This is a genomic window from Klebsiella sp. 141161, from assembly GCF_050600815.1.
Lineage (GTDB): Bacteria > Pseudomonadota > Gammaproteobacteria > Enterobacterales > Enterobacteriaceae > Klebsiella > Klebsiella aerogenes.
This window is the reverse complement of record NZ_JAQIRN010000001.1, coordinates 306,363-332,339: the sequence shown is the minus strand read 5'-3', so window position 1 is coordinate 332,339 and position 25,977 is coordinate 306,363. Positions and strand designations below refer to the sequence as shown.

Here is a 25,977-nt window from a genome sequence, read left to right as displayed (position 1 = left end):
TTATAACATACGACGAAGGTAGCATTGTGCGTTATAGCGTACAACTGGTAATATCAAGAAAATGATGAGGAGCCATCCATGAATATTGCGCAACATCTGGCAACGACGCTGAAAAGCCTGCGTCAGCAGCGCGGCTGGAGTTTGTCGCGCCTGGCGGAAGAAACCGGGGTATCGAAAGCGATGCTCGGGCAAATTGAACGTAATGAATCGAGCCCAACGGTCGCGACGTTGTGGAAGATAGCCACTGGCCTCAATGTGGCGTTTTCGACGTTCATCGTTGCCGATGAGACGGCTGCGCCCGCCGCCTTCGACCCGCAGCAGCAGGCGATGGTGGTGACGCCCATCTTCCCATGGGATCCTGAACTGCGTTTTGACCATTTTTCGATTACCCTCGCCCCCGGCGCACTGAGCGAATCGACGCCGCATGAGACCGGCGTCATTGAACATGTCGTGGTCATTAGCGGTACGCTGGATTTATGTCTGCAGGGGCAGTGGCATTCATTGCAGGCGGGAGAAGGGCGGCGCTTTGCCGGCGACCTGACGCACGCTTACCGCAATAGCGGCGCGCAGACGGCGCACTTTCATTCACTGATTCATTATCCAAAAGAAAAAGCCGCGGATTAATCCGCGGCCAATCAAGATGACTGAGACTAAAATTCACAACGTGACGAGGAAAATCCGGAATACGCAGCCACTGTAACCTTGCCGGGTTTTCATGAGAAATAGCTTTTTCTTCAATGCATTGCCGATTTCTGCAAATTCGCTGTGCGGGCGCGGCGGAAAATGTTTTCGTCTACGCCCAGTTCTGACTACAATAGCCGCCATTTCGACCCCCTATAACGGATAACGACGAGCGTATGCGCCTGCAAAACCATCATCTTGAACTTCTTAGTCCTGCCCGCGATGCCGGGATCGCCCGTGAAGCGATTTTACACGGCGCCGACGCGGTATATATCGGCGGGCCGGGCTTCGGCGCGCGGCATAATGCCAGCAATAGCCTGAGCGATATCGCCAACCTGGTGCCGTTTGCGCATCGCTTTGGCGCGAAGGTGTTTGTGACGCTGAATACCATTCTTCATGATGATGAACTGGAACCCGCGCAACGGCTGATTACCGATCTGTACGAGACCGGCGTTGATGCGCTGATCGTGCAGGATATGGGGATTATGGAGCTGGATCTGCCGCCGATTGAGCTGCACGCGAGCACCCAGTGCGATATTCGCAGCGTCGAGAAGGCTAAGTTTCTCTCTGATGCAGGCTTCAGCCAGATTGTTCTGGCCCGCGAACTCAACCTCGATCAAATTAAAGCGATCTATGATAATACCGACGCGACTATCGAGTTCTTTATTCACGGCGCCTTATGCGTAGCCTATTCCGGTCAGTGCTATATTTCTCATGCGCAAACCGGACGTAGCGCCAACCGCGGCGACTGCTCTCAGGCTTGCCGCCTGCCTTACACCCTGAAAGACGATCAGGGGCGCGTCGTGGCTTACGAAAAACATTTATTGTCGATGAAAGATAACGATCAAACTGCCAACCTGGCGGCATTGATCGACGCCGGCGTGCGCTCCTTTAAGATTGAAGGGCGCTATAAAGATATGAGTTATGTGAAAAATATCACCGCTCACTATCGTCAGATGCTGGATCGTATTATTGAAGACCGCGGCGATCTCGCGCGTTCTTCCGCCGGGCGCACCGAGCACTTTTTCGTACCGTCTACCGATAAAACGTTCCATCGCGGCAGCACCGACTATTTTGTTAACGCGCGTAAGGGCGATATCGGCGCGTTTGATTCGCCGAAATTTATCGGCCTGCCGGTAGGCGAAGTATTAAAAGTCGGAAAAGATTATCTCGATGTCGAAGTGACCGACGCGTTGACTAACGGTGACGGTCTGAATGTGATGATCAAACGTGAAGTTGTCGGCTTCCGCGCCAATACGGTGGAGAAAACGGGGGAAAATCGTTATCGCGTCTGGCCAAACGAAATGCCGGCAGACCTGCATAAAGTGCGTCCGCACGAGGCGCTTAATCGTAACCTCGATCATAACTGGCAGCAGGCGCTACTGAAAACTTCCAGCGAGCGCCGCATTGCGGTTGATATCGCGCTGAGCGGCTGGCAGGAACAGCTGGTGCTGACCATGACCTGCGAAGACGGCGTCAGCGTCACGCATACACTGGATGGCGAATTCGCCGAAGCGACCCAGGCGGAAAAAGCGCTGGCCAATTTACGAGATGGCGTGGCGAAGCTCGGCCAGACCATTTACTACCCGCGTGATGTGCAGATTAATCTACCGGCGCTGTTTGTTCCGAACAGTATGCTTAACCAACTGCGCCGTGAAACCGCAGAGATGCTCGATCGGGCGCGCCTCGATGCCTGGCAGCGCGGAACGCGTAAACCGGTCTCCGTACCACCGCCGGTGTATCCGGAAACGCATCTGTCGTTCCTGGCGAACGTTTATAACCACAAAGCGCGCGCTTTCTACCAGCGCTATGGCGTTCAGCTGATCGATGCGGCGTATGAAGCTCATGAAGAGAAAGGCGACGTGCCGGTGATGATCACCAAGCATTGCCTGCGATTCGCCTTCAACCTGTGTCCGAAGCAGGCCAAAGGTTCGATAAAGAGCTGGAAGGCGACGCCGATGCAGCTGATTCACGGTGACGAAGTGTTAACCCTGAAATTTGATTGCCGTCCGTGCGAAATGCACGTGGTGGGTAAAATCAAAAATCACATCCTCAAGATGCCGCATCCGGGCAGTATCGTCGCCTCCGTCAGTCCTGACGAGCTGATGAAAACGTTGCCCAAGCGTAAAGGCGCGTAAGGGCCGTTCTCACGGCGGACAGTTATGCGCCTTTGCTTTGCGCGCATACTGCCGGTGGTGATGCTCGCGCAGCGAGCTGGCGGTATCCTCAGCCCGGCTGCGTAGCTCATCGCAATCAGCCTCGTGCAGTAACTGCTGTTCGAGGCTTTGCACCGGGAAATAATCATGCCCCTGACGTTGGGCGAGCAGATGCCCGGAGAATAATCCGCACATCAGCACCACTGCCGCTATTCCTCTCCGCCACATATCATTTCCCATATCAATAAATAACGCATGATTAATATGATTGATTTAATATTGGTTTTTCTGCCTGGTTATCAAAGAAGCGCAAGGCTTTGTCAGGCAAGGCTGAAGAAAGATGAAAAAAAAGCCTGACGCGATAAGCGCCAGGCCAGGGAATAGATTTTTTTTCAGGCGCGAAGCCCGGCGGCGTTCATCAGCAGGCGTAAAATCATGCTGATGGCGCCCAGCGCCAGCACGCTAGCTCCCCATATGGCCGCCAGCCATAGCAAACGTTTTATCCATGATCTCTCCATCAGTGATATCCCTCGCCAGTTTGAACTTTGCCGCGGAAAACGTAGTAGCTCCAGAAGGTATACCCAAGAATGACGGGAATAATCAGTAACGCGCCAACCAGCATAAAGCCCTGACTTTGCGGCGGCGCCGCGGCCTGCCATAACGTGATCCCCGGCGGGATAATATTCGGCCAAATGCTGATCCCAAGTCCGCTAAACCCAAGGAAGACGAGCCCCAGAGTCAACACGAACGGCAGGGTGTGAGCATCTCGTTGCCCAAGCGTGCGCCATAACCAGACGCTGATGGCGATAACCAATAGCGGCACCGGCAGCAGGTAAACCAGATTCGGCAGGCTAAACCAGCGCTCGGCGATCGCTGGCTGGGAGAGCGGCGTCCACAGACTAATCGCCGCTATCACTATCAGTAAGGCCAGCAGCAGAAGGCGTGAAATTCTGCGCATGGTATTCTGCAGCGGATTCTCGCTTTTCATTACCAGCCAACTGGCGCCCAGCAACGCGTAGGCAACGGTGAGGCCGAGACCGCAGAATAGGGTAAATGGCGTGAGCCAATCCCACATTCCGCCGCTAAAGCTGCGACCGCTGACCGGAAAACCATGAATGACCGCGCCGACGACCATGCCCTGGGTGAATGTCGCCAGTAGCGATCCGCCCAGAAAAGCCTTATCCCAGAAAGGGCGGTGCGAGGGGGTCGCTTTGAAGCGAAACTCAAAGGCCACGCCGCGAAAAATAAGCCCGATCAGCATCAGGGTGAGCGGCACCGACAGCGCGTCGATAATCACCGCATAGGCCAGCGGAAAAGCGCCGAAGAGGCCTGCGCCGCCAAGCACCAGCCAGGTTTCATTGCCATCCCATACCGGTGCGACGCTGTTAACCATCACGTCGCGCTCTTCACCGCCGCGTACGGCGGCAAATAGTATCCCGATCCCTAAGTCGAAACCGTCCATGACGATGTACATCAGGGTGGCGAACACGATGATAACAAACCAAATAACCGATAAATCAATACCCATTAGCGGGACTCCTTGTGCTGAAAACCATCCGTAACGGCAGAAAGCGGACGCGCGGGCGTTCCTGATGGCACAGGTACCTGCTCTTGCGGCCCTTTGCGGATCAGGCGCAGCATATAGCTATAGCCAACACCGAATACCGAGCTGTAGACGGCAATAAAGGCCAGCAGGCTAATGGTCGTATGCAGAACGCCGTGAGCTGATACGGCCTCGGAAGTGCGCTGTACGCCGTAGACCACCCACGGCTGGCGGCCGACTTCGGTGGTCACCCAGCCAGCCAGAATCGCAATTAGTCCGGAAGGCCCCATCCATAACGCGAAGCGCAGGAATGGTTTTGAGGTATACAAACGCTGGCGATAGCGCAGCCATAGGGCAATGACGCCAAGCAGAATCATCAGCATTCCCAGGCCCGCCATCAGACGAAATGACCAGAAGACAATGGTTGAGTTAGGGCGATCTTGCGGGGCGAATTCCTTCAGCGCCGGCACCTGTTTATCGAGGCTGTGGGTGAGGATCAGACTGCCGAGGGCAGGTATCTCCAGCCCGTAGCGGGTACGTTCTTGTTGCATGTCCGGCCAGCCGAACAGCAGCAGCGGCGTCGGTTCGCCGGGCGGATTTTCCCAGTGTCCTTCGATAGCGGCAATTTTCGCTGGTTGATGTTTCAGGGTGTTAAGCCCATGCATATCGCCGATTAATGCCTGAATGGGGGCGACAAGCAGCGTCATCCATAGCGCCATAGAGAACATCGCGCGGATAGCAGGCGTTCGGTTGCCACGAAGCAAATGCCATGCGGCGGAGGCGCCCACGAATAACGCGCTGCTAAGAAACGCAGCAACGGACATATGGAATAAGCGGTAGGGGAAAGAGGGATTAAAGATAACGGCCAACCAGTCAACGGGTACCACCTGGCCGTTAACGATTTCAAAACCTTGCGGCGTTTGCATCCAGCTGTTTGAGGCCAGGATCCAGAACGTGGAAATGATGGTGCCCAGCGCCACCATGCAGGTGGCGAAAAAATGCAGGCCGGGGCCGACGCGGTTCCAGCCAAATAACATCACGCCAAGGAAACCTGCCTCAAGGAAGAAGGCGGTAAGAACTTCATAAGTTAGCAGCGGGCCGGTAATGCTGCCTGCGAACTGCGAGAAACCACTCCAGTTGGTGCCGAACTGGTAGGCCATAACCAGCCCCGAGACCACCCCCATACCAAAGTTGACGGCAAAGATTTTCGACCAGAAATGATATAGCGAGCGCCAGACAGGATTTTTTGTTTTTAACCACAATCCTTCAAGTACCGCCAGGTAGCTGGCAAGACCGATGGTGATCGCGGGAAAGATGATATGAAATGAGACGGTAAAGGCGAATTGGATCCGCGCCAGATGAAATGCATCAAGACCGAACATGCAGGACTCCACAACAAAATTGATTCAGCGCAATTTTAAGGGGTGGCGGGGAGTGATAGCAGAGGCAGAAAAGCGCTTTTTTATGATAACAGTTGCGGATTGTTATTCTTTCTATCTCTGTTTCATATTTGTGAAGTCAATTCTCATGTCACTATAAATAATAAATTACGTATTGTGAATTTATTCCTGTGATACTTCACATTTTTGTTTACGATTTTCCTTATTGCTTGCGCTGTATTTCATTAATTATTCTGCTAGCCTATAACGGTGCTGAGTTTAGCTGCAGGGTTTGCTTTTTAAATATCCATATTTATTATGTGAATTGGTTATTCATTGTGGTTTTATATATTAAGTTGATGAAAAAAGGGAGACGGTTTGTCAAAGAAAGGACTGCGAAGTTTACTTATCTCATTGTTGATAATGACTATTTTTTGGCTTGCTGTGGGTGGTGGAGTCTATCTGATGATTTGAGTTATTATTATCCTCAGCATGAAATCACTTCATTTTTAGATGCGTGATGAATTTATCTCATGCGAGGTTAGCGAGCTTTTTTAATCGTTGGTTCACAACATGAGAAACAACGCATATCAACGTTCAAACGATTGGGTTTTGCATTGATATACCGTGCGTTTAATGGATATGCCTCATGACGTTCTGGCTCGGATAATATTTTATTACTATTCTCAAATGCGCATATTTCATTAGTGATAATACAATCTCATGTTATTTGAACATCAGCGTCATCGCTTGCAGTGCGAAACCAGTACTTATCCGGTGATATCTATTAGCTATATCAGTTTTTAAAACCTGCCATTTTTGACCATCTGTTATAAGATACGGGTCTCGTTGGTTAAATGGATGCGGTAATGAAAAAATATCAGCAGCTTGCGCAACGGCTCACGGAACAGATCGCGCTCGGCGTTTGGCAACCCGGCGATCGCCTACCTTCATTACGCGAGCAAGTTGTCAGCAGCGGAATGAGTTTTATGACCGTCAGCCATGCCTACCAGTTACTGGAAAGTCAGGGACGAATTATCGCTCGCCCGCAATCGGGTTATTATGTGGCGCCGCAGCCGGTAAAACAGCGCCAGCCTGAACCTCCGGCGCAAGTCACGCGCCATGAGTCGGTGGATATCAACACCTATATTTTCGACGTCCTGCAGGCAAGCCGTCAGGCTTCGATGCTGCCTTTTGCTTCCGCCTTTCCCGACCCGCGCCTGTTCCCCTTACAGCAGCTAAATCGTTCTCTGGCGCAGGTGAGTAAAACCGCTACCGCCATGAGTGTGATTGAGAACCTGCCGCCGGGTAACGATGAGCTTCGTCATGCGATTGCCCGGCGTTATGCGTTGCAGGGAATGAACGTATCGCCGGATGAGATAGTCATCACCGCCGGTGCGTTGGAGGCATTAAACCTCAGCCTGCAGGCGGTGACTGAACCCGGCGATTGGGTCGTCGTAGAAAATCCGTGCTTTTACGGCGCGCTGCAGGCGCTTGAACGTTTGCGGCTAAAGGCGCTATCGGTGGCCAGCGATGTGAAAGAGGGGATCGATCTGGCGGCGCTGGAACAGGCTTTGCAGAGCTACCCGGTAAAAGCCTGCTGGCTGATGACCAATAGCCAAAACCCGCTCGGATTTACGCTGACGGCGGACAAAAAAGCGCGGCTGGTGTCGCTATTGACGCGCTACAACGTCATGTTAATTGAAGATGACGTTTACAGTGAGCTGTACTTTGGTCGGGAAAAACCGCTACCTGCAAAGTACTGGGATCGTGATGAGATGACGTTGCACTGTAGCTCATTTTCAAAATGTCTGGTTCCGGGGTTTCGTATCGGCTGGGTCGCTGCTGGCCGACATGCCCGCCGTATTCAGCAGTTACAGCTGATGAGTACGCTATCTACGAGTTCGCCAATGCAGTTGGCGCTGGTCGATTATCTTTCTACCAAACGCTACGACGCGCATTTGCGCCGTTTACGTCGTCAGCTTGCTGAGCGGAAACAGCTGGCCTGGCAAGCGCTGCTGCGCTTTTTACCCGCAGAGGTCAAAATTCATCATAGCGACAGCGGCTATTTCCTGTGGCTGGAGTTGCCCGCTGGTATCGATTCAGGCGAACTCAGCGCACTGGCGTTGCGGGATAACATCAGTATTGCACCGGGTAAAATGTTTTCGACCACGGCCGACTGGACTTCATTTTTCCGTTTTAATACCGCCTGGGGCTGGGGAGAAAAAGAGGAGCAGGGTGTGAAACGGCTCGGCGAACTTATACGTCAACTTTTGCCTTAGTTTATTCATCGCTTTTTTTTAATTGCCGGCTTTTATTTTCCCGGCAATTTATCCCCTTCATTCTCGTATTCATTAATCAGCTTAAAATATCCACCATTAGCGGGTCGTCATAGGGAATATGCATACTCGTCCTTTTGCCATAACTCTTTGTCTATAATCCATATTATCGAATCGTGGTGGCGATTTTTGCGGAATGCGCACCTGGTCACAACCTGAGGAAATTTCCCCAGAGCCCCGCAGGCCGCCGTCTACCCTTATTAAGGGAGATATTTTTACGGCACGGCTGCCGCTACTTTTATTCTGACAGGAGTAAGTTCAAATGAGCAAAAAATTTGCCCGTGGCAGCCTGTGCGCGCTGAGTATGGTTGTGCTGACAGCGCAAGCCGCTGAACCGCCGACTTCGCTGGATAAAGGCGAAGGGCGGCTCGATATTATTGCCTGGCCGGGTTATATCGAACGCGGTCAGACGGATAAGAATTATGACTGGGTAAGCCAATTTGAAAAAGAGAGCGGCTGTCAGGTTAATGTGAAAACTGCCGCCACCTCTGACGAAATGGTCAGCCTGATGGCGAAGGGCGGCTACGACCTGGTGACCGCCTCCGGCGACGCCTCGTTACGCCTGATTATGGGTAAGCGTGTGCAGGCGATTAATACCGCGCTGATCCCAAACTGGAAAACGCTTGACCCGCGAGTTGCCAAAGGCGCGTGGTTTAACGTCGGCGATAAAGTGTACGGCACGCCCTATCAATGGGGGCCGAACCTGCTGATGTACAACACTAAAACTTTCCCGACACCGCCTGATAGCTGGAAAGTGGTTTTCGTCAAACAGGACCTGCCGGACGGAAAAAGCAACCAGGGGCGAGTTCAGGCCTATGATGGTCCGATTTATATCGCTGATGCGGCGCTATTTGTCAAAGCAACACAGCCGCAGTTAGGAATCAACGATCCCTATGAACTCACTGAAGCGCAGTATCAGGCGGTGTTGAAGGTTCTGCAGGATCAGCATCCGCTGGTTCACCGTTACTGGCACGATGCGACCGTGCAGATGAGCGACTTTAAAAACGAAGGAGTGGTTGCTTCGGGCTCCTGGCCGTATCAGGCCAATGGTCTGAAAGGTGAAGGTCAGCCTATTGCTACCGTGTTCCCAAAAGAAGGTGTAACCGGCTGGTCCGATACCACGATGCTGCATAGTGAGGCAAAGCATCCGGTATGCGCTTACAAGTGGATGAACTGGTCGCTGACGCCGAAAGTACAGGGCGATGTCGCCGCCTGGTTTGGATCGCTGCCCGTGGTGCCACAGGGCTGTAAAGCCAGTACGTTACTGGGAGACAAAGGTTGCGAAACCAACGGCTACAACCAATTCGACAAGATTGCGTTCTGGAAGACGCCGATTGCCGAAGGCGGGAAGTATGTTCCTTATAGCCGTTGGACCCAGGACTATATCGCGATTATGGGTGGCCGCTAAGCGCCTGGAGACTGAACATGACGTACGCGGTAGAGTTTGATGACGTTTCGCGTCTTTACGGTGACGTGCGCGCGGTAGATGGCGTGACTATCGCCATTCGCGATGGCGAGTTTTTTTCCATGCTGGGGCCGTCCGGCTCCGGCAAAACCACCTGCCTGCGCTTAATTGCGGGCTTTGAACAGCTATCCGGCGGTTCGATTCGTATCTTTGGCCAGCAGGCCAGCGAATTACCGCCATGGCAGCGTGACGTCAATACGGTTTTTCAGGATTACGCGCTATTTCCGCATATGTCGATTATCGACAACGTCGCCTATGGGCTGATGGTGAAAGGCGTGGGCAAAAAAGAACGTCAGCTTCGCGCCCGGGAAGCCTTAGAAAAAGTGGCGCTTGGGTTCGTTCACGCGCGCAAGCCTTCGCAGCTATCCGGCGGTCAGCGGCAACGGGTCGCCATTGCCCGCGCGCTGGTCAACCAACCTCGTGTGCTGTTATTAGATGAACCGCTTGGCGCGCTGGATTTAAAACTGCGTGAACAGATGCAGGTGGAGTTAAAAAAACTTCAGCAGTCGTTGGGCATCACTTTCATTTTTGTTACTCACGATCAGGGTGAGGCGCTGTCGATGTCCGATCGCGTGGCGGTGTTTAACAATGGGCGTATTGAACAGGTCGACTCGCCGCACTCGCTCTATTTACAGCCTAAAACCGCCTTTGTTGCCGGATTTGTCGGCACCGCGAACGTTTTTACCCCAGACGTTTCTCAGCGCCTATGCGGCTTGCCCGGCGCCTGGTCGTTGCGTCCTGAACATATTCGACTGAATAGTGGCGGTGATATCCAGGTTCAGGGGACCGTGCAGGCGGTGCAGTTTCAGGGGGCGTCAACGCGTATTGAACTGAAACTTGCTGCGGGCGATAAACTGCTAGTCAGTCAGGCCAACGTCGATGGCGGGGCAGCGTTGAGCGCGCCACAGTTGGGGCAACAGGTATTGGCCTGTTGGTCGCGTTCGGCGATGGTTTCCCTGGAAAGCGGAGGCTGAGATGACGATGGCGCTTGTGCAACCAACGACCGGGCGAGTGTCAGGGCTGTTCTGGCGAAAACCTTCACTGGGTCTGTTTTTACTGCTGCTGGGTCCGCTGATGTGGTTTGGCGTTGTCTATCTGGGGTCGCTCCTGACGCTGTTGTGGCAAAGCTTCTATACCTTTGATGACTTTACGATGTCGGTCACCACGGATTTGACGCTCGCTAACCTGAAGGCTCTGTTTAATCCCGCCAACTACGACATCATTGTTCGTACCCTGGTGATGGCCATCTGCGTGACTATTGCCAGCGCAATCCTGGCATTGCCGATGGCGTGGTATATGGCGCGTTATACCCGCGGCAAGATGAAAGCCTTCTTTTATATCGCGGTGATGTTGCCGATGTGGGCAAGTTATATCGTCAAGGCGTACGCCTGGACGCTATTGCTGGCGAAAGATGGCGTGGCGCAATGGTTCCTCGGCCACCTTGGTCTGGAGAGCGTGTTAAATATGGTATTGACCATCCCGGCGGTCGGCGGCAATACCTTATCGACCTCCGGGCTCGGGCGATTCATGGTATTTGTCTATATCTGGCTACCGTTCATGATCCTGCCGGTGCAGGCGGCGCTGGAACGTCTGCCGCCATCGCTGTTGCAGGCCTCAGCCGATTTAGGCGCCCGACCGCAACAAACCTTCCGCTACGTGGTACTGCCTTTAGCCATACCGGGTATCGCGGCAGGTTCTATCTTTACCTTTTCCCTCACGCTTGGGGATTTTATTGTCCCACAACTGGTGGGGCCGCCCGGTTTCTTTATCGGCAACATGGTCTATTCGCAGCAGGGCGCGATTGGCAATATGCCGATGGCGGCGGCGTTCACGTTGGTGCCGATTGTTCTTATTGCACTGTATCTGGCGTTTGTTAAGCGCCTGGGAGCGTTTGATGCACTCTGAACGCGCACCGTTGTTTCTCAAAATTGCCACCTGGGGCGGGGTGATATTTCTCCATTTTCCACTGCTGATTATCGCCTTGTACGCCTTTAATACAGAGGATGCCGCTTTCAGCTTCCCGCCGAAAGGGCTGACGCTCCGCTGGTTCAGCGAGGCTGCCGCTCGTGCAGATATCATTGAATCAGTGACGTTGTCACTTAAGATCGCCGCTTTATCTACGGGGATTGCCCTGGTGTTAGGTACTCTCGCTGCCGGCGCGCTGTGGCGGAGTACGTTTTTTGGTAAGAATGCCGTGTCGCTGCTGTTGCTGTTACCTATTGCGCTCCCCGGCATTATTACCGGCCTGGCGCTGTTGACGGCATTTAAAGCCGTTAATCTTGAGCCTGGCTTGCTAACTATCGTGGTGGGTCATGCGACCTTCTGCGTAGTCGTAGTGTTTAACAACGTTATTGCCCGATTTCGCCGGACATCATGGAGTCTGGTAGAAGCATCAATGGACCTCGGCGCAACAGGCTGGCAAACCTTCCGCTATGTGGTGTTACCCAATCTGGGGTCGGCGCTGCTGGCAGGCGGCATGCTGGCGTTCGCCCTGTCCTTTGATGAAATTATCGTCACTACCTTTACCGCCGGTCATGAACGGACGCTTCCTCTGTGGTTGCTAAATCAGCTGGGGCGTCCGCGCGATGTGCCGGTCACCAACGTCGTCGCTCTGTTGGTGATGTTAGTGACGACTGTACCCATCCTGGGGGCCTGGTGGCTAACCCGTGACGGTGAGAATAACGCCGAAAGCGGAAAATAATACACTTTACAGGATCATGCTATGCAACATAACCTTTTGATAAACGGTCAATTAGTGGCGGGTGAAGGCGAGGTGCTGCCGGTATTCAATCCTGCCAATGGCGAAACGATTATTGAGATTGCGGAGGCGACCGAGGCGCAGGTTGATGCCGCCGTCAATGCTGCAGATCGTGCGTTTGTCAGCTGGAGCCAGACAACGCCGAAAACCCGCGCCGAATGTTTGCTGAAAATGGCGGATGTGATTACTGAACATGCAGAAACGCTCGCCAAACTGGAGTCTTTAAACTGCGGTAAACCGCTACATTGTGTTATCAATGATGAAATGCCGGCGATTGCCGATGTATTTCGCTTCTTCGCCGGCGCCGCGCGTTGCCTGCCGGGAATGGCGGCCGGAGAGTACCTTGAGGGGCATACCTCAATGATCCGCCGCGACCCGGTTGGCGTAGTGGCCTCGATTGCACCCTGGAACTATCCGCTGATGATGGCGGCCTGGAAGCTGGCGCCCGCGCTGGCGGCCGGTAACTGCGTGGTGATTAAACCTTCGGAAATCACTCCGCTTACGGCATTGAAGCTGGCGGAGCTCGCGAAGGATATTTTCCCGGCTGGCGTCATTAACGTGCTTTTTGGCCGCGGCCCGACTGTTGGCGATCCGCTCACAGGCCATAGTAAAGTGCGTATGGTTTCGTTGACTGGCTCGATCGCCACCGGCGCCCATATTATTGGTCACACGGCGACGTCGATTAAACGCACCCATATGGAGCTGGGCGGTAAAGCGCCGGTCATTGTTTTTGATGATGCAGATATCGATGCCGTCGTTGAGGGCATTCGTACCTTTGGTTTTTATAACGCGGGCCAGGACTGTACCGCCGCCTGCCGTATTTATGCGCAACAGGGCGTCTACGAACGGCTGGTTGAAAAGCTAGGCGCTGCCGTGGCCAGCCTGAAAATGGGGCAGCCTGACGATCCGTCCACGGAGCTGGGGCCGGTAAGTTCTCTTGCCCATCTTGAACGGGTGACCGCGGCTGTCAACGCCGCACGCGCCTTACCGCATATTAAAGTGGTGACCGGCGGCAGTCGCGCGGCGGGGAATGGTTACTATTTCCAGCCCACGCTGTTGGCTGGCGCGCAGCAGGATGATGCTATCGTACAACGCGAAGTTTTTGGTCCGGTAGTCAGCGTAACGTCGTTTAGCGATGAGGAACAAGTATTAACCTGGGCTAATGATTCACAGTATGGTCTGGCCTCCTCGGTCTGGACGCAGGACGTTGGCCGCGCCCATCGTCTGAGCGCGCGTTTGCAGTACGGTTGCACCTGGGTGAATACCCATTTCATGCTGGTTAGCGAAATGCCGCACGGCGGACAGAAGCTTTCTGGTTACGGCAAGGATATGTCAATGTATGGGCTGGAGGACTACACGGTGGTTCGCCATGTGATGGTGAAACATTAACGTACCGGCAGCATTACCAGACTAATAGTTGCAATAGCAACAATTGTTAAAAAAGATAAGGGGTAATATGAGAGTATTCTTATACCCCTTCAAGAGCTAAGCCATTGTGAGTGCCGGAGATAAGCGCCGGATGGGGTGTAAACTACTAAGCATGTTATTAATTGTTAGATCCCTGCAGGATGATGCGGGGATTTTTTTTGTATCGACTTTTAGGAGCGATGCAATAATTAATGTTTATCTTTTTTAGATGGCAGGCCCGAGTGGCGGCGCTCACGAATATAAGAGACAAGGCTGTAGATTGCGATCACCAATAGAACTAAAGCCATTAGCAGGGCAACTATTCCTGACATAAGCGACCTCAAAAATAAGTGAGAGAAAAAGCAAATACGTTATAACGAATAGTAATGAAACTATGCGCAAATCCGTGAATTTGCAAATAATAACTTCGTTCACCTACCGCAATATACAGCACAAAATAACAAGTAGAAAATCTACAGTCCGCATTAAGCGTAAGGATCAGAAGTCGATTGCTGATTATTTTGCGCAGTCAATTTAAGAAAATCCTCACCCCTTAAAGCCAAGTATAGTTAAATATCAATAATCCGGTATACGAAAAACCAGATCAATTTGTTATTTCCAATTATATAAATATTCTCTCCCTGGCGGGGCGGGCATGGCGGATCCCACTTCTTAGAAACGCGCTTCTGGAAGGTAATGGTTGTAGCAATAATGTTAAATATGGGTAGAGATCGCCACCGGGCCGTTGTTTGCATGTATGTGATTTGACTTTATCGCATCGCTCATGAGAAAATTTTACAAAATTTGTTATTCTGAAGTTGAATTGGTTTTGAAAAAGCTAGTATTTCTCCTGTTACTCACCGGCGTAAGCGCGATGCTTTACGGCAATCTCCCTGCCCAGCGTATTAGTGACTGTGAAAGCCTGGGGGCAAATGAGGACGTTTGCACAGCGGTAGAGTGGGATAACGAAAAGCTGAATTTCTTGCCGCAATATAACCCGGAAAATGTTAAGACTATTGCTGCGCTTCAGCAGTCAGGCGCCGGGAAACGCGCGACAGTTAAATCATAAAAAAAGCAGCCGCTGAGGCTGCTTTTTTAGGTTTAGTTGCTGAAAAAATTACTAAAACCAACCAAAACGAACGGATAACAGGCTAATAAGCGCAAGCGCTGCGCCGACATTAATCAGAATTACGGTTTTGCTGGAAACATCCATAACGCCACCTTTATGAGTAAGCCCCTACATTTATAGTCGGTGGCGTAGAGTTGCGCTATCGGACAACACTGAATCAACCGTTTTTCCATGGTCTTTGCAGCGATTTGTTTTGTGAAGTATTGATCTCTGACGTGCTAAGTGGTGCGGGACAGGATAACGCGTATAGCGCGATGTCTGACAGGGAAGGAAAAAAATGACTTTATACCAGAAGATGCTGGTTTTTTATGCCGTAATGGGCTGTATTTGTGCGTTGATAAGCTGGTTTTTAACTAAGGAAAGCCGCTGCATTCGCCTGCTGGCGGCGCTGTTGATTGGTGCGACATGGCCGTTCAGCTTTCCTATGGCGTTGCTGGTTTCACTGTTCTGAACAACAGAAATGGCTGGCCTAATTATCTTGATGTCTGTATATAAATACAGTTAAAAATAATAAGGATGCCATCTGATGAACAGCTTCTATTCGCATTTAGCCGGCGCAACGGTCCGTTGGTTTGATTTCCAAGGCCAGGGGGACCCTATTGTGTTCATTCATGGGTTAGGTTGCGCCTCTTCATACGATTACCCGCCAGTGGTTTCTAACCCTATATTGAATGGGCGCCGGGCCTTACTAATTGATCTTCCAGGCTATGGTTACAGCGATAAACCGCTTCAGTTTGGCTACCGAATTGCTGACCAGGCTGCGGTCGTTGTGGAGTGGCTGAACAAATTGCAGGTCAGCCGCTGCATTCTCTACGGCCATAGTATGGGGGGCAGTGTGGCTATTGAGGCAGCGCAGCGGCTGGGCAAACGCGTTGAGGCCTTAATTGTCGCCGAGCCCAATCTCTATGCCGGTGGGGGATTCTATAGCTGTAAAATCGCCGGGCAGACGGAAGATGATTTTATCGCCAACGGCTATCAGTCGATGCTGGCGGCAGAAACGTCCCCATGGAAAGGTTGCCTACAAAATAGCGCACCGTGGGCGTTATGGCGGGGAGCTACCAGCCTGGTAGTAGGCGCTTCTCCCTCGTGGTTTGAGCGTTTTATTCACCTGCAATGCCGTAAGACGCTTATCTACGGTAGTTTATCGCTACCCTCACAGGAAGCGGAAGACGTCGAAACTGCGGGTATCGCATTGGCTGTCATACCACAGGCGGGGCATTCGATGGCATGGGAAAACCCGGCCGCGCTGGCGCGCGCGATTGCCGGGCTGGTCTGAAAGCATCGCGGTAAATCAGAACGGTAATTCGCGCGGGCGAGTTTGCATGGTTATCCAGCGAAGCTCGGTGAATTCAGCGATCCCGGCGCGTCCGCCGAAGCGGCCATAGCCGGACGCTTTACAGCCGCCGAACGGCATCTGCGCTTCATCATGTACGGTAGGGCCGTTAATATGGCAAATACCGGTTTGCAGGTTTTGCGCCACATTCCAGGCGCGAGCGGTATCGCGGCTATAAACCGCTGCCGCCAGCCCGTACTCGCTATCGTTTGCCACGGCCAGCGCCTCTTCCTCGCCGTTAACCCGGATCACCGATTTGACCGGGCCAAAAGATTCTTCATGCCATATGCGCATTTCGCTCGTTACGCCATCCAGCAGGGTGGCGCGCATTTGCGTCGAATCCGCTTTTCCACCGCAGAGTAAATGTGCGCCTTTACTTAGCGCATCATCAATCAACGCGTTGCAGCGTTGTACCGTTTTCAAATCGACCACCGGGCCGAGAAGCGTAGCAGGCAGCGCGGAAGCTCGTTGGCTGATTAAAGCGACAAAGTCATCCGCGATGCTCTCATCGACAATAATGCGCTCGGTGGACATACAAATCTGCCCGGCGTTGGCAAAAGCGCCGAAAATCGCGCCCGCCGCTGCCTGCTGCAGATCGGCATCATCCAGTACCAGTAGAGGCGCTTTGCCGCCCAGTTCCAGTATCGCAGGCTTAAGGTGTTCTCCACAGGTGCGGGCAATAATGCGCCCAACCGGGGTCGACCCGGTAAAATTAACGCGTCGTATGGCGGGGTGAGCAATCAGCGTCTCCACCAGCGCAGGCGCTTCGGCTGGCGAGCAGGTGAGATAATTCACCACGCCGTCGGGAAAGCCCGCCGCGGCAAGGGCATCGACGATTAAGCTTTGCGTGGCGGGCGAGAGTTCCGAACCCTTGAGTATCACCGTATTGCCGCAGGCCAGCGGCGTAGCGATGGCTCTGGTTGCCAGAATGAGCGGCGCGTTCCACGGCGCCATAGCCAGCACCACGCCGGCCCCCTGACGCACGCCCATCGCCAGATTGCCGGCCACGTTGGAGGGAATAATTTGACCTTCGATTTGCGTGGTCAAGGCCGCGGCTTCACGCAAAATATCTGCCGCCAGGTGTACGTTGAATCCGGCCCAGTGCGCTGTCGCGCCGGTCTCCGCCGCCATAGTGGCGATAAATTTCGCCTCTCTACGCTGCATTTGCTCGGCGGCTTCCAACAACAGACGGCGACGTTCGGAGGGGATGGTGTAGCGCCATGACGGGAATGCGGCGGCGGCGGCTTCTGCGCAGCGACGGGCGTCATTGAGGCTGGCCGCTGCGGCGGTAGAGACTATCTCGCTATTTTGCGGATGTCGGCGAGTGAAAGTAGCGTGGCCTTCGGCATCATGCCAGCGGCCGCCGCTATATAAGCTGCAGGTTATTGTCATTAGCGTAACCTCATTGGTCTGCGGAGTGTCGAGTCTACCGCCTTACCTCATTGCGCAGCGGCGAAAGGGCGGTTATCGTACAACTTTTTTGCAGATTACTCAGCGGGTCACAACTTAGTACAATAATGAGAACGGTGAAAATGGGCCGTAGCAGACATAATCCATTCGCCATGGCCCAAAGAGGACAGTTAATGTAATGGCTGTACCTGTAGTGCGTCAGAATATTGTTTTAGCTTTTTAATTTTATCTTTTAATATCCAGCTTAATTCCGAAATATTCATTTTTATTTCGTCAACATCGACCGAACTGTTTTCCGTGAAGGCAGGCGTTGCGCCAACGACACCGCTCGCCAACGCTTTATTCGTTTCACAACGATAGCCGATATCATATAGCTTATCGCTTAGCTTTTTCTCGAAAGCGTTGAGATTATCATATGCCCGGAGATAGTCCGTAATTTGGACGGCGGAATGTAATATGTAAAATCGTGATTTGACCGCCGGTGTTTTATCAAGATCAATAGCAATTGAGTCGTCGGGAACAAAAAGATTAACGTTAGGGACCGCCGCGGCTTGCGAACGTTGAGTCACATCATAGACACCGCCATCATCGGCCTGTAAGGCGGCGTGATGCGTTGCGACCAGAAAACAGCCCGGCCAGTAGTTTATCTCCCAGCCCAGCAGCATTTTTCCACCGACCTGTTCGATCGCCGCGCTGACATTCCAATAGGCGTTTCCCTCAGGCCCAGGTCTATCAATGACCGGGAGATAGATCGGACTGGCGCCAGGATTCAACTGTTCGGCAAATTGCAACAACCGCGGATCGTTGAGGGTGATAGGCTGATAAATCGAATTCGTCATGTAACGCTCCTTTGACTGAAAAGGGACAATGCGGCACGCGATTGGATCTTAGTCGTAAATAATCATTTTGTCGTACCGGTGCGGGCGTAGCCGATGATAGTGCCGTTAAGCAAAGCAAACAGCACTAACCTTATGAGTTAAAGTGTGAATCTAATAGCGATTCATTATTTGCTGGTTGTATTCCACTGTGCTGTTATTAGTGTGCATATAACAAATTTATAAGGTTTATAACCATGTCTACAGGGAAATCACTACTTGCGCTGGCCTTAAGCGCGCTGTTGCCGACCGGCGCCGCGTTGGCTGCGGCCAACGACACGTTGGTCTACTGTTCAGAAGCCTCGCCGGAATCCTTTAACCCGCAAATCGCCAGCTCTGGTCCTTCATTCGTTGCCAGCTCACAGGTACTTTATAATCGCCTGATAACCTTTGATCCGCTTAAAAACACGCCGATTCCGTCGCTGGCGACCGAATGGAAAGTCTCTCCGGATGGTAAAACCTGGACCTTTACGCTGCGTAAAGGCGTGCAGTTCAACAGCAATAAATACTTTAAACCGACCCGCGATTTCAATGCGGATGATGTGTTGTTCTCGGTGCTGCGCCAGCAGGATCCGCAGCATCCATATCACAACGTGTCGCAGGGCAATTATGAATATTTCCACGACGTTGGTCTTGATAAGCTGATTAAAGAAGTGAAGAAGATTGATGATTATCACGTTCAGTTTGTGCTGAGCGAACCCAATGCGGCGTTTCTCGCCGACTGGGGGATGGACTTCGCCTCGATTCTTTCTGCGGAATATGCCGACGCGATGTTGAAAAAGGGGACGCCGGAATACGTTGATAGCTGGCCTATTGGCACCGGCCCTTACGCGCTGCAGCAGTACAAGGTAGATTCACAAATCCGTTATATCGCCAACCCGCACTATTGGGAAGGCGAGGTACCGACTAAACATCTGATCTTCTCCATCACGCCGAACGTTGAAACCCGCCTGGCTAAGCTGCAAACCAACGAATGCCAGATCATTCCCGCGCCATCGCCGGTACAGTTTCCGGTAATTAAAGGGAATAAAGATCTGGCGCTACACGCGGTGGAAGCCTTGAACGTGGGCTATCTGGCATTTAATACTGAAAAGAAACCGTTTGATAACGTGCTGGTACGTCAGGCGCTGAACTACGCCACCGATAAGCAGGCGATCGTGAAGGCGGTCTTCCTGGATTCCGGCAACGTGGCGAAATCGCCGATCCCGGCCAATATGCTCGGTTACAAGAAGGATTTACCGGATTACGACTACAATCCACAGAAGGCGAAAGAGCTGCTTAAGCAGGCGGGGGTGGCGCAGGGCGCAGAAGTGACTCTGTGGTCGATGCCGGTACAGCGCCCGTATAACCCGAACTCGAAACGTGTCGCTGAAATGATTCAGAACGACTGGAGCAAAGTCGGCATAAAAGCGAAAATCGTCAGCTATGAGTGGGGCGAATACCTTTCCGGTATGCGCAAGGGCGAGCATGATAGCGCGTTGTTTGGCTGGATGTCCGATAATGGCGATCCGGACAACTTCGCCGGTACGCTGCTCAGCTGTGATAATATCAAAACCGGCTCTAACGTAGCGCGCTGGTGCGATAAGTCCTATGACGCGCTGGTGAAAAAAGCGCTTCTGGTGAGCGATCCGCAGGCGCGCGCCAAACTTTACCAACAGGCTCAGGAAATTTTCTATCAGCAGGCGCCGTGGATCACGCTGGCGACGGGTAAAACTTTCTACGCCACCCGCAGCAACGTCAGCGGCTATAGCGTGAGTCTGATGGGAAGCGATTTTTCCAAAGCTAAGCTGAATTGATCGAAAAGGAGAACAGGATGGCACATCTGGACGATGTCATTGCCAGGGTCGATGACACCATTGCCGGGGGCGTGATTAGCCATATGAACGAGCTACTGATTGCGTTAAGCGATGATGCTGAGCTGGGCCGCGAAGAACGCTATAACCAGCAGCAGCGTCTACGGACGGCGATAGCCCATCACGGGCGTCAACATCATGAAGATCAGGAAGCACGCCGCGAGCAATTAACCAAAGGCGGCGAGATCCTTTAAGGGTGATGTCAGAACTGGCGTCTGGCGACCAGCCAGGCGCCTACCACCAACATCACCGCCCCGCATACTGGCCCGATTAACGCCCTAATCGGCACGCCGTGGGCGCGAATCAAATCAATAACCAATCCGCCAACCAGCTGACTGGCCACCAGCACCGCAATGGTTGTCGCCGCCCCTACGTTTTGATAACCGCTGATGCTGGCGAAGACGAAAAACGATCCCAGCAGGCCGGGAATAAGGGTCCACCATTTGATGTTCAGCGCCAGTTCCTGAAAGCCTGCCGCGCCGTGGCGCAATAGCAAAATGGTGACAAAAATAACAATTCCCACCAGCGAATTGAGCAACATGGCGATAAGAATCGTCGAGGCGGATTGGGTAATGCGGACCATCAGGGTGTTTTGCAATACCAGACCGACGCCCGCCGCTATCAGGCAGGCAAGGGTGAGCGACTGATTCATGCCTCGCCGTCCGGATCCTGGCGATCGTCGAGCTGTAGCTGCATAAAGGTCAGATCCAGCCAGCGACCGAATTTAGTTCCCACCTGCGGCATCTGCCCGCTGGTGATAAACCCCAGGGTTTCATGTAGATGCAACGAAGCATGGTTGCGGGATTCAATTCCGGCCACCATCACATGTTTGTGCAGACGCCGCGCTTCAGCGATAAGCGCGACTAACAACTTACGGCCGATCCCCTTACCCTGATGATCGGGATGGACATAGACCGAATGTTCAACGGTATGGCGGAAACCGTCAAATGCGCGCCAGTCGCCGAACGAGGAGTACCCGGTAATCACGCCGTTTTCTTCACTCACCAGCACCGGATAGCCGGCAATCTGCCGGGCCTCAAACCAGGCAATACGGTTATCGATATCGACGGTTTTGTCATTCCAGATGGCGGCGGTATGCAGTACGGCGTGATTATAGATTTCGGCGATCGCCGCGCAATCGTCTTTACTGGCATGGCGGATGGACATAGCAAGCCTCAAAGTTTGTACACTATAGTAGTACTGTATTATTACAATAATGAACGTCCGGCTGTCATCAATTTTACGATAAATTTTACGTGGAACAGCGCAGTATCGGGGATAGCGGACAGTTGTGTAATACGGTAGTGCGCACTATATTGTTACGTCATGAATACTATAGAAGACAATCTCAATCAGCGCATTAGCGCACGCATTCGTATCGAACGCGAGTCCCGCGGCTGGTCGCTAAGCGATCTGGCTGAACGCGCAGGGGCCTCGCGGGCAATGGTGCATAAAATAGAACGTGGCGAAAGTAGCCCCACCGCGACGATGCTGGGCCGTCTCTCCGGCGCGTTTGGTATCAGCATGTCGACGTTGATTGCGCGTGCAGAGATGCAGGAGGGTAAGCTTTTGCGCTTTGCCAACCAGCCGGTGTGGCGCGATCCACAAAGCCACTATTTGCGCCGTCACGTCTCGCCGCGCAGCGATTTGCCGCTCGATCTGGTGCAAATAGAGTTGCCGGCCGGCAGCGATGTACCGATGCCTGCTTCTTCGTACGCGCTGGCGCGACAGCTCATCTGGCTACAGCAGGGTGAGTTAGTTTTTGTTGAAGGGAACACTCGCCATCAGATGCAGACGGGGGATTGTCTGGAATTGGGGCCGCCCAACGATTGCCGGTTTATCAATGAGTCCAGCGAGACTTGCGTCTATCTGGTAGTGCGTCTGAATCAATCCGGCTCATAATGTTAAAGCGCGTTAAGCATAAAACGGCTAGCCTCAGTACAGGCCGTTAACAAGAGGAGTTTGCTATGACCGCTAATCCACAACGCCATCACCGCTGGGTATTGGCTTCACGCCCGCACGGTGAACCTACCGCCGAAAATTTCAGACTGGAAGAGGGCGATCTACCAACGCCGGGGGCGAATCAGATCCTGCTGCGGACTATTTATTTGTCACTCGACCCTTATATGCGCGGACGGATGAGCGATGCGCCTTCTTATTCGCCACCGGTGGACATTGGCGCGGTGATGGTCGGTGGGACGGTAAGTCGCGTGGTGAGCTCAAATCACCCTGATTTTAAACCCGGTGAGTGGGTGCTTGGCTATAGTGGCTGGCAGGATTATGCGCTTTCCGATGGTAGCGATCTGGTTAAGCTCGGCGACAATCCTGAACACCCTTCCTGGGCGCTGGGGGTGTTAGGCATGCCGGGATTTACCGCTTATATGGGGCTGCTGGATATCGGCCAGCCGAAAGCGGGCGAAACGCTGGTGGTGGCGGCGGCAACCGGGCCGGTGGGGGCCACCGTCGGGCAGATTGGCAAACTTAAGGGTTGCCGCACCCTCGGTATTGCCGGCGGCGCCGAGAAATGTCGTTATGCGGTAGAGACGTTAGGCTTTGATATTTGTCTTGACCATCGCGCTGCGGATTTCAGCCAGCAGCTGGCGCAGGCGTGTCCGCAGGGAATCGATGTCTACTATGAAAACGTCGGCGGTAAAGTCTTTGATGCGGTTCTGCCGTTGCTGAATACTGCGGCGCGTGTTCCCGTGTGCGGACTGGTTAGCGGCTACAACGCCACCGCCTTACCGGATGGCCCGGATCGGCTGCCGCTGCTGATGGCGACCATCCTTAAAAAACGCATTCGTATGCAGGGCTTTATCATCGGCCAGGATTATGGCCATCGCATTGCCGAGTTCCAGCAGCAAATGGGGCGCTGGGTACAGGAAGGTAAAATCAAATATCGCGAGCAGCAGATTGACGGCCTGGCGCAGGCGCCGCAGGCGCTGATTGGCCTGCTGAAGGGGGAAAACTTCGGCAAAGTGGTGATTAACGTCGCAGCGGACGAGTAACGTCGCCGTTTTCTCCAATGCCCCCGAAGAAGCATGCGGGGGCGCTTTCGCCGCCTTTAACCAAAAAATGATTAATCCATACTTTTATTAATGGTTTGCTTTTCCGTGAGCGGCTTTTTATCCTTAAGGAAACTTAAGAGGTTAATGCGATGAAAGATGTAGTTGATAAATGCAGTACCAAAGGCTGCGCCATTGATGTTGGCACCATTATCGATAACGAAGACTGCGTTTACCGGGTCGAGAAACTTTTCCCTACCCGTGAAGAAGCGGAGTCCGCGGTAGCGGCCATTCGTGAACGCGCCGTTGCCGCCGCCAGCGAAACGCCGACCGTGGATTACACTATTGAACCGGTGGGTAATGAGGCGAAACTGGACGCGGCGGTGAATTTCTCCTGCCAGGCGGAAAAAATTATTTTCGAATTGTCTTTAAGAAGCGCCTTCTAACAGACTGCGGCGGAATCAAAAAGGGATCCCAGTTGGGATCCCTTTTTTATCATCACCCATCGGCGGGCGTAGTTACTCGAAACGCCAGGCGAGATTCATACCGATGCCGAAGTTACGGCCCGGCGCTGGTTCGTAATAACGACCATTGGATTCGTTGACAATCACTGAGCCCACGTAATTGCGATCAAACAGATTATCGACGCGGCCAAACAGATCCATATCCATTTTTCCGTAGCTCCACTTATAGCCGGTGGTCAGGCCAACCACGGTCCACGATGGCGCTTTGGCGGTGTTGGCGTCGTTGGCCATAATGTCGCCCATATAACGGATATCGCTCCCCGCGTACCAGCCCTGTTCCGGTTGATAACCGAAAGAGGCGTAGCCCATATTGCGGGCGATACCCGGAATACGATTGCCGTTGCAGTCCGACGAACCGCAAACGTTCGTGCGATAGGTGGCGTCGAGCCAGGTCCATGCTGCTTTTAATTTCCAACTGTCGCCAAACTGCTGGTCGAGACCTAATTCCATTCCCTGACGACGGGTCTTACCGGCGTTTTTATAGCTGGTGCGACCGCCACTGCTGGAATCGACCACAATCTCATTGTCGGTATCGGTCTGGAAAAGCGCGGCGGTGAACAGTCCGTTGCCTATCCGCGTTTTGCTGCCAATTTCCACGGTTTCATTTGTGGAAGGTTTAAGATCGAAATTTAATCCGCTCTGGTTGCCAGAACGATAAGAGAGCTCATTGATCGTCGGCGTTTCAAAACCGCGCCCGGCGGAAAGATAGATATTCCAGGCATCCGTGACGGCATATTTCAATGAACCGGCTGGCAGCCATTTGTGATAGCTGGCATCGCCGCTACCCGGGGTGACGTAATAGTCGTTAGAGTCAAACCACACGGAACTGTAGCGAACGCCTGCATCGAATGTGAGCTTGTCGGTCAGCTGCCACTGGGTTTGCAAGTATGGGTCCAGGTTCCACATCAGATTACGTTCATTACGGCGCAGGTTGCCCTGTTCGCCATATTGCGGCGCGCCGTTCACCAGAACGTAGTTTTCATAACCCTTACGTCGTTCGCTCATATTTTCGTAATCAAGACCGGTGGTAAAGGTCACCGGCACCAGCAATTCGCCGCGGTGGGTCCAGCGGGTGTCGATCCCCTGATAATGGCGAGTCAAATCGATGACTCCCCCGGAATGCGAGGGCTTCAGCTGCGGCGCCATGGGGATTGACTGGTACTGAGTGGTTTCGCGCTCGCCGGCATACATCATCACGCTCAGATCGTCCTGCTGGCTAAGCTGGCGCTCATAGCGTAATCCGGCCTGAGTCTGCTTCACCGTTTTACGTGTGTTGTACTGGTCGCCGCGGGGCGACTGGCGCGGGTTATTCTGCCACTCGTCGTAGCTCAATCCGCCCGGGTCGTTAGCTTTAATATCCACGCTATTGAACAGCAACGTTAATTTACTGACGTCATCAATACGCACGCCTAATTTTGCGTTGGCGAGATTTTTCCGCGCGCCGCTATGGTCGCGTGAACCATGGGTAGTGAAACGGTTGGTAGACACCGTGTAGTCGACGTCGCCTGCCTGAGTGCCGTCGCCGACGGCGCCGGTAGCTTTCAGTCCATAATGCCAGGTACCGAAGCTGCCGTAGTAGCTGCTGGCCTCAATGGTCGGCGGCTGGCTGCCGGTTTGGGTATTGACGTTAATTACGCCGCCGGAAGAGTTGCCATAGAGCGCGGAAAAAGGTCCGCGTAACACTTCCAGGCTATCGATGCTGCCGATATCGATATTCGATGTCTGCCCCTGGCCATCGGGCATGGTGGCAGGGATACCGTCAACGTATAGTCGCAGGCCACGGACGCCGTAGGTGGAGCGGGAACCGAAACCACGAATCGACAACTGCAAATCCTGAGCATAGTTTTGCCGGTTTTGTACTTGTAAACCGGGTACCGCGCCGAGCGATTCCGAGAGGTTAATTCGCGGGGCGGCCTGTCGCATATCATCGCCATTCACTACGCTGACGGCGGCAGGGGTATCCAGTTCGGAAACCGCGGTAGGCGTCGCCGTGACGACCATGGTTTGTTCGTCGTTGGTGCTGGCATGCACGTTGGCGACGAGAGGGAGTAATAAAGCGGGGAGCGCGACCGTGCGCATGGCAATAATCTTCATCAAAGCGACTCGCAAAGAGAAACGTACCA

At 53.2% G+C, this 25,977-nt stretch carries 27 protein-coding genes; 16 read left to right on the top strand and 11 right to left on the bottom strand.

The window, feature by feature from the left end; genetic code table 11:
• Positions 1 to 78: 78 nt before the first annotated feature.
• Together PGR79_RS01660 and PGR79_RS01655 are read left to right on the top strand one after the other, a co-directional pair.
• Positions 79 to 624 (top strand): helix-turn-helix domain-containing protein, encoded by a 546-nt coding sequence (locus PGR79_RS01660; RefSeq protein ID WP_045414130.1) that lies wholly within the window; start codon positions 79 to 81, stop codon positions 622 to 624.
• Positions 625 to 857: 233 nt separating this feature from the next.
• Entirely contained in the window at positions 858 to 2,819 is a 1,962-nt protein-coding gene (locus tag PGR79_RS01655) for a peptidase U32 family protein (protein WP_113373268.1), read from the top strand.
• Positions 2,820 to 2,828: 9 nt separating this feature from the next.
• On the opposite strand, the gene PGR79_RS01650 is transcribed toward PGR79_RS01655, so the two are convergent.
• From PGR79_RS01650 to PGR79_RS01635, 4 genes are all read right to left on the bottom strand, one after another.
• Entirely contained in the window at positions 2,829 to 3,065 is a 237-nt protein-coding gene (locus PGR79_RS01650; RefSeq protein WP_087859526.1) for a DUF2554 family protein, read from the bottom strand.
• 164 nt (positions 3,066 to 3,229) lie between these two features.
• On the bottom strand, positions 3,230 to 3,355 hold the full coding sequence (locus PGR79_RS01645) for a DUF2474 domain-containing protein (protein WP_430920930.1): 126 nt from the start codon (positions 3,353 to 3,355) through the stop codon (positions 3,230 to 3,232).
• The gene (cydB, locus tag PGR79_RS01640) at positions 3,355 to 4,365 is read right to left on the bottom strand and encodes a cytochrome d ubiquinol oxidase subunit II (protein ID WP_430920928.1); all 1,011 of its coding nucleotides are present in this window, start codon (positions 4,363 to 4,365) and stop codon (positions 3,355 to 3,357) included. The genes PGR79_RS01645 and cydB overlap by 1 nt, the downstream gene beginning before the upstream one ends.
• Entirely contained in the window at positions 4,365 to 5,762 is a 1,398-nt protein-coding gene (locus tag PGR79_RS01635; protein ID WP_430920926.1) for a cytochrome ubiquinol oxidase subunit I, read from the bottom strand. The genes cydB and PGR79_RS01635 overlap by 1 nt, the downstream gene beginning before the upstream one ends.
• Positions 5,763 to 6,628: 866 nt before the next feature.
• Between PGR79_RS01635 and PGR79_RS01630 the strand changes: the two genes are divergently transcribed.
• The 6 genes from PGR79_RS01630 (at position 6,629) to patD (ending at position 13,710) form a co-directional block, all read left to right on the top strand.
• Positions 6,629 to 8,041, top strand: a complete 1,413-nt coding sequence (locus tag PGR79_RS01630; RefSeq protein WP_087859530.1) for a PLP-dependent aminotransferase family protein — start codon at positions 6,629 to 6,631, stop codon at positions 8,039 to 8,041.
• 319 nt (positions 8,042 to 8,360) lie between these two features.
• Positions 8,361 to 9,506 (top strand): putative ABC transporter substrate-binding protein YdcS, encoded by a 1,146-nt coding sequence (gene ydcS, locus PGR79_RS01625; protein ID WP_087859531.1) that lies wholly within the window; start codon positions 8,361 to 8,363, stop codon positions 9,504 to 9,506.
• 17 nt (positions 9,507 to 9,523) lie between these two features.
• Positions 9,524 to 10,537 (top strand): ABC transporter ATP-binding protein, encoded by a 1,014-nt coding sequence (locus PGR79_RS01620; protein ID WP_213316166.1) that lies wholly within the window; start codon positions 9,524 to 9,526, stop codon positions 10,535 to 10,537.
• A 1-nt stretch (position 10,538) separates the two neighbouring features.
• Positions 10,539 to 11,468: an ABC transporter permease gene (locus tag PGR79_RS01615; protein ID WP_316423983.1), complete on the top strand. Its 930-nt coding sequence runs from the start codon at positions 10,539 to 10,541 to the stop codon at positions 11,466 to 11,468.
• Positions 11,458 to 12,264, top strand: coding sequence for an ABC transporter permease (locus PGR79_RS01610; protein ID WP_113373273.1), 807 nt, complete (start codon positions 11,458 to 11,460; stop codon positions 12,262 to 12,264). The genes PGR79_RS01615 and PGR79_RS01610 overlap by 11 nt, the downstream gene beginning before the upstream one ends.
• Positions 12,265 to 12,285: 21 nt before the next feature.
• Positions 12,286 to 13,710: an aminobutyraldehyde dehydrogenase gene (gene patD / locus PGR79_RS01605; protein ID WP_087859537.1), complete on the top strand. Its 1,425-nt coding sequence runs from the start codon at positions 12,286 to 12,288 to the stop codon at positions 13,708 to 13,710.
• A gap of 227 nt (positions 13,711 to 13,937) precedes the next feature.
• On the opposite strand, the gene PGR79_RS01600 is transcribed toward patD, so the two are convergent.
• Positions 13,938 to 14,060, bottom strand: coding sequence for a small membrane protein (locus tag PGR79_RS01600; protein ID WP_087859538.1), 123 nt, complete (start codon positions 14,058 to 14,060; stop codon positions 13,938 to 13,940).
• Between the two features lie 452 nt (positions 14,061 to 14,512).
• Here PGR79_RS01600 and PGR79_RS01595 point away from each other — a divergent pair, with 452 nt between their 5' ends.
• Positions 14,513 to 14,797 (top strand): hypothetical protein, encoded by a 285-nt coding sequence (locus PGR79_RS01595; RefSeq protein WP_410477020.1) that lies wholly within the window; start codon positions 14,513 to 14,515, stop codon positions 14,795 to 14,797.
• Between the two features lie 51 nt (positions 14,798 to 14,848).
• Here PGR79_RS01595 and yncL read toward each other — a convergent pair whose 3' ends face one another.
• Positions 14,849 to 14,941: a stress response membrane protein YncL gene (gene yncL / locus PGR79_RS01590; protein WP_064571558.1), complete on the bottom strand. Its 93-nt coding sequence runs from the start codon at positions 14,939 to 14,941 to the stop codon at positions 14,849 to 14,851.
• A gap of 193 nt (positions 14,942 to 15,134) precedes the next feature.
• Here yncL and PGR79_RS01585 point away from each other — a divergent pair, with 193 nt between their 5' ends.
• Positions 15,135 to 15,308 (top strand): GhoT/OrtT family toxin, encoded by a 174-nt coding sequence (locus PGR79_RS01585; protein ID WP_015366412.1) that lies wholly within the window; start codon positions 15,135 to 15,137, stop codon positions 15,306 to 15,308.
• Positions 15,309 to 15,383: 75 nt separating this feature from the next.
• A complete protein-coding gene (locus PGR79_RS01580; RefSeq protein ID WP_045394028.1) occupies positions 15,384 to 16,133 on the top strand; it encodes an alpha/beta fold hydrolase in 750 nt (249 codons plus the stop codon).
• 15 nt (positions 16,134 to 16,148) lie between these two features.
• Here the strand turns inward: PGR79_RS01580 and PGR79_RS01575 are convergent, their stop codons facing one another.
• A complete protein-coding gene (locus PGR79_RS01575; protein ID WP_430920923.1) occupies positions 16,149 to 17,582 on the bottom strand; it encodes an aldehyde dehydrogenase in 1,434 nt (477 codons plus the stop codon).
• 188 nt (positions 17,583 to 17,770) lie between these two features.
• Positions 17,771 to 18,439 carry a hypothetical protein gene (locus tag PGR79_RS01570; RefSeq protein WP_087859541.1) on the bottom strand — a complete coding sequence of 223 codons (669 nt, stop codon included), beginning with the start codon at positions 18,437 to 18,439 and terminating at the stop codon, positions 17,771 to 17,773.
• Positions 18,440 to 18,672: 233 nt separating this feature from the next.
• Between PGR79_RS01570 and PGR79_RS01565 the strand changes: the two genes are divergently transcribed.
• Together PGR79_RS01565 and PGR79_RS01560 are read left to right on the top strand one after the other, a co-directional pair.
• A complete protein-coding gene (locus PGR79_RS01565) occupies positions 18,673 to 20,271 on the top strand; it encodes an ABC transporter substrate-binding protein (protein ID WP_087859542.1) in 1,599 nt (532 codons plus the stop codon).
• A 17-nt stretch (positions 20,272 to 20,288) separates the two neighbouring features.
• The gene (locus PGR79_RS01560; protein WP_087859543.1) at positions 20,289 to 20,522 is read left to right on the top strand and encodes a YdcY family protein; all 234 of its coding nucleotides are present in this window, start codon (positions 20,289 to 20,291) and stop codon (positions 20,520 to 20,522) included.
• Between the two features lie 8 nt (positions 20,523 to 20,530).
• Here PGR79_RS01560 and PGR79_RS01555 read toward each other — a convergent pair whose 3' ends face one another.
• Together PGR79_RS01555 and PGR79_RS01550 are read right to left on the bottom strand one after the other, a co-directional pair.
• Positions 20,531 to 20,980 carry a DMT family transporter gene (locus PGR79_RS01555; protein WP_032708166.1) on the bottom strand — a complete coding sequence of 150 codons (450 nt, stop codon included), beginning with the start codon at positions 20,978 to 20,980 and terminating at the stop codon, positions 20,531 to 20,533.
• The gene (locus tag PGR79_RS01550) at positions 20,977 to 21,495 is read right to left on the bottom strand and encodes a GNAT family N-acetyltransferase (RefSeq protein ID WP_087859544.1); all 519 of its coding nucleotides are present in this window, start codon (positions 21,493 to 21,495) and stop codon (positions 20,977 to 20,979) included. The genes PGR79_RS01555 and PGR79_RS01550 overlap by 4 nt, the downstream gene beginning before the upstream one ends.
• Positions 21,496 to 21,654: 159 nt before the next feature.
• Here PGR79_RS01550 and PGR79_RS01545 point away from each other — a divergent pair, with 159 nt between their 5' ends.
• The 3 genes from PGR79_RS01545 (at position 21,655) to PGR79_RS01535 (ending at position 23,776) form a co-directional block, all read left to right on the top strand.
• Positions 21,655 to 22,230 (top strand): helix-turn-helix domain-containing protein, encoded by a 576-nt coding sequence (locus PGR79_RS01545; RefSeq protein WP_271032618.1) that lies wholly within the window; start codon positions 21,655 to 21,657, stop codon positions 22,228 to 22,230.
• A 65-nt stretch (positions 22,231 to 22,295) separates the two neighbouring features.
• Positions 22,296 to 23,333 (top strand): NADP-dependent oxidoreductase, encoded by a 1,038-nt coding sequence (locus PGR79_RS01540; RefSeq protein WP_430920920.1) that lies wholly within the window; start codon positions 22,296 to 22,298, stop codon positions 23,331 to 23,333.
• Between the two features lie 149 nt (positions 23,334 to 23,482).
• Positions 23,483 to 23,776, top strand: coding sequence for a DUF406 domain-containing protein (locus tag PGR79_RS01535; protein ID WP_047054792.1), 294 nt, complete (start codon positions 23,483 to 23,485; stop codon positions 23,774 to 23,776).
• A gap of 72 nt (positions 23,777 to 23,848) precedes the next feature.
• Here PGR79_RS01535 and pqqU read toward each other — a convergent pair whose 3' ends face one another.
• Positions 23,849 to 25,948 (bottom strand): TonB-dependent receptor PqqU, encoded by a 2,100-nt coding sequence (gene pqqU, locus PGR79_RS01530; protein ID WP_430920918.1) that lies wholly within the window; start codon positions 25,946 to 25,948, stop codon positions 23,849 to 23,851.
• Positions 25,949 to 25,977: the final 29 nt, after the last annotated feature.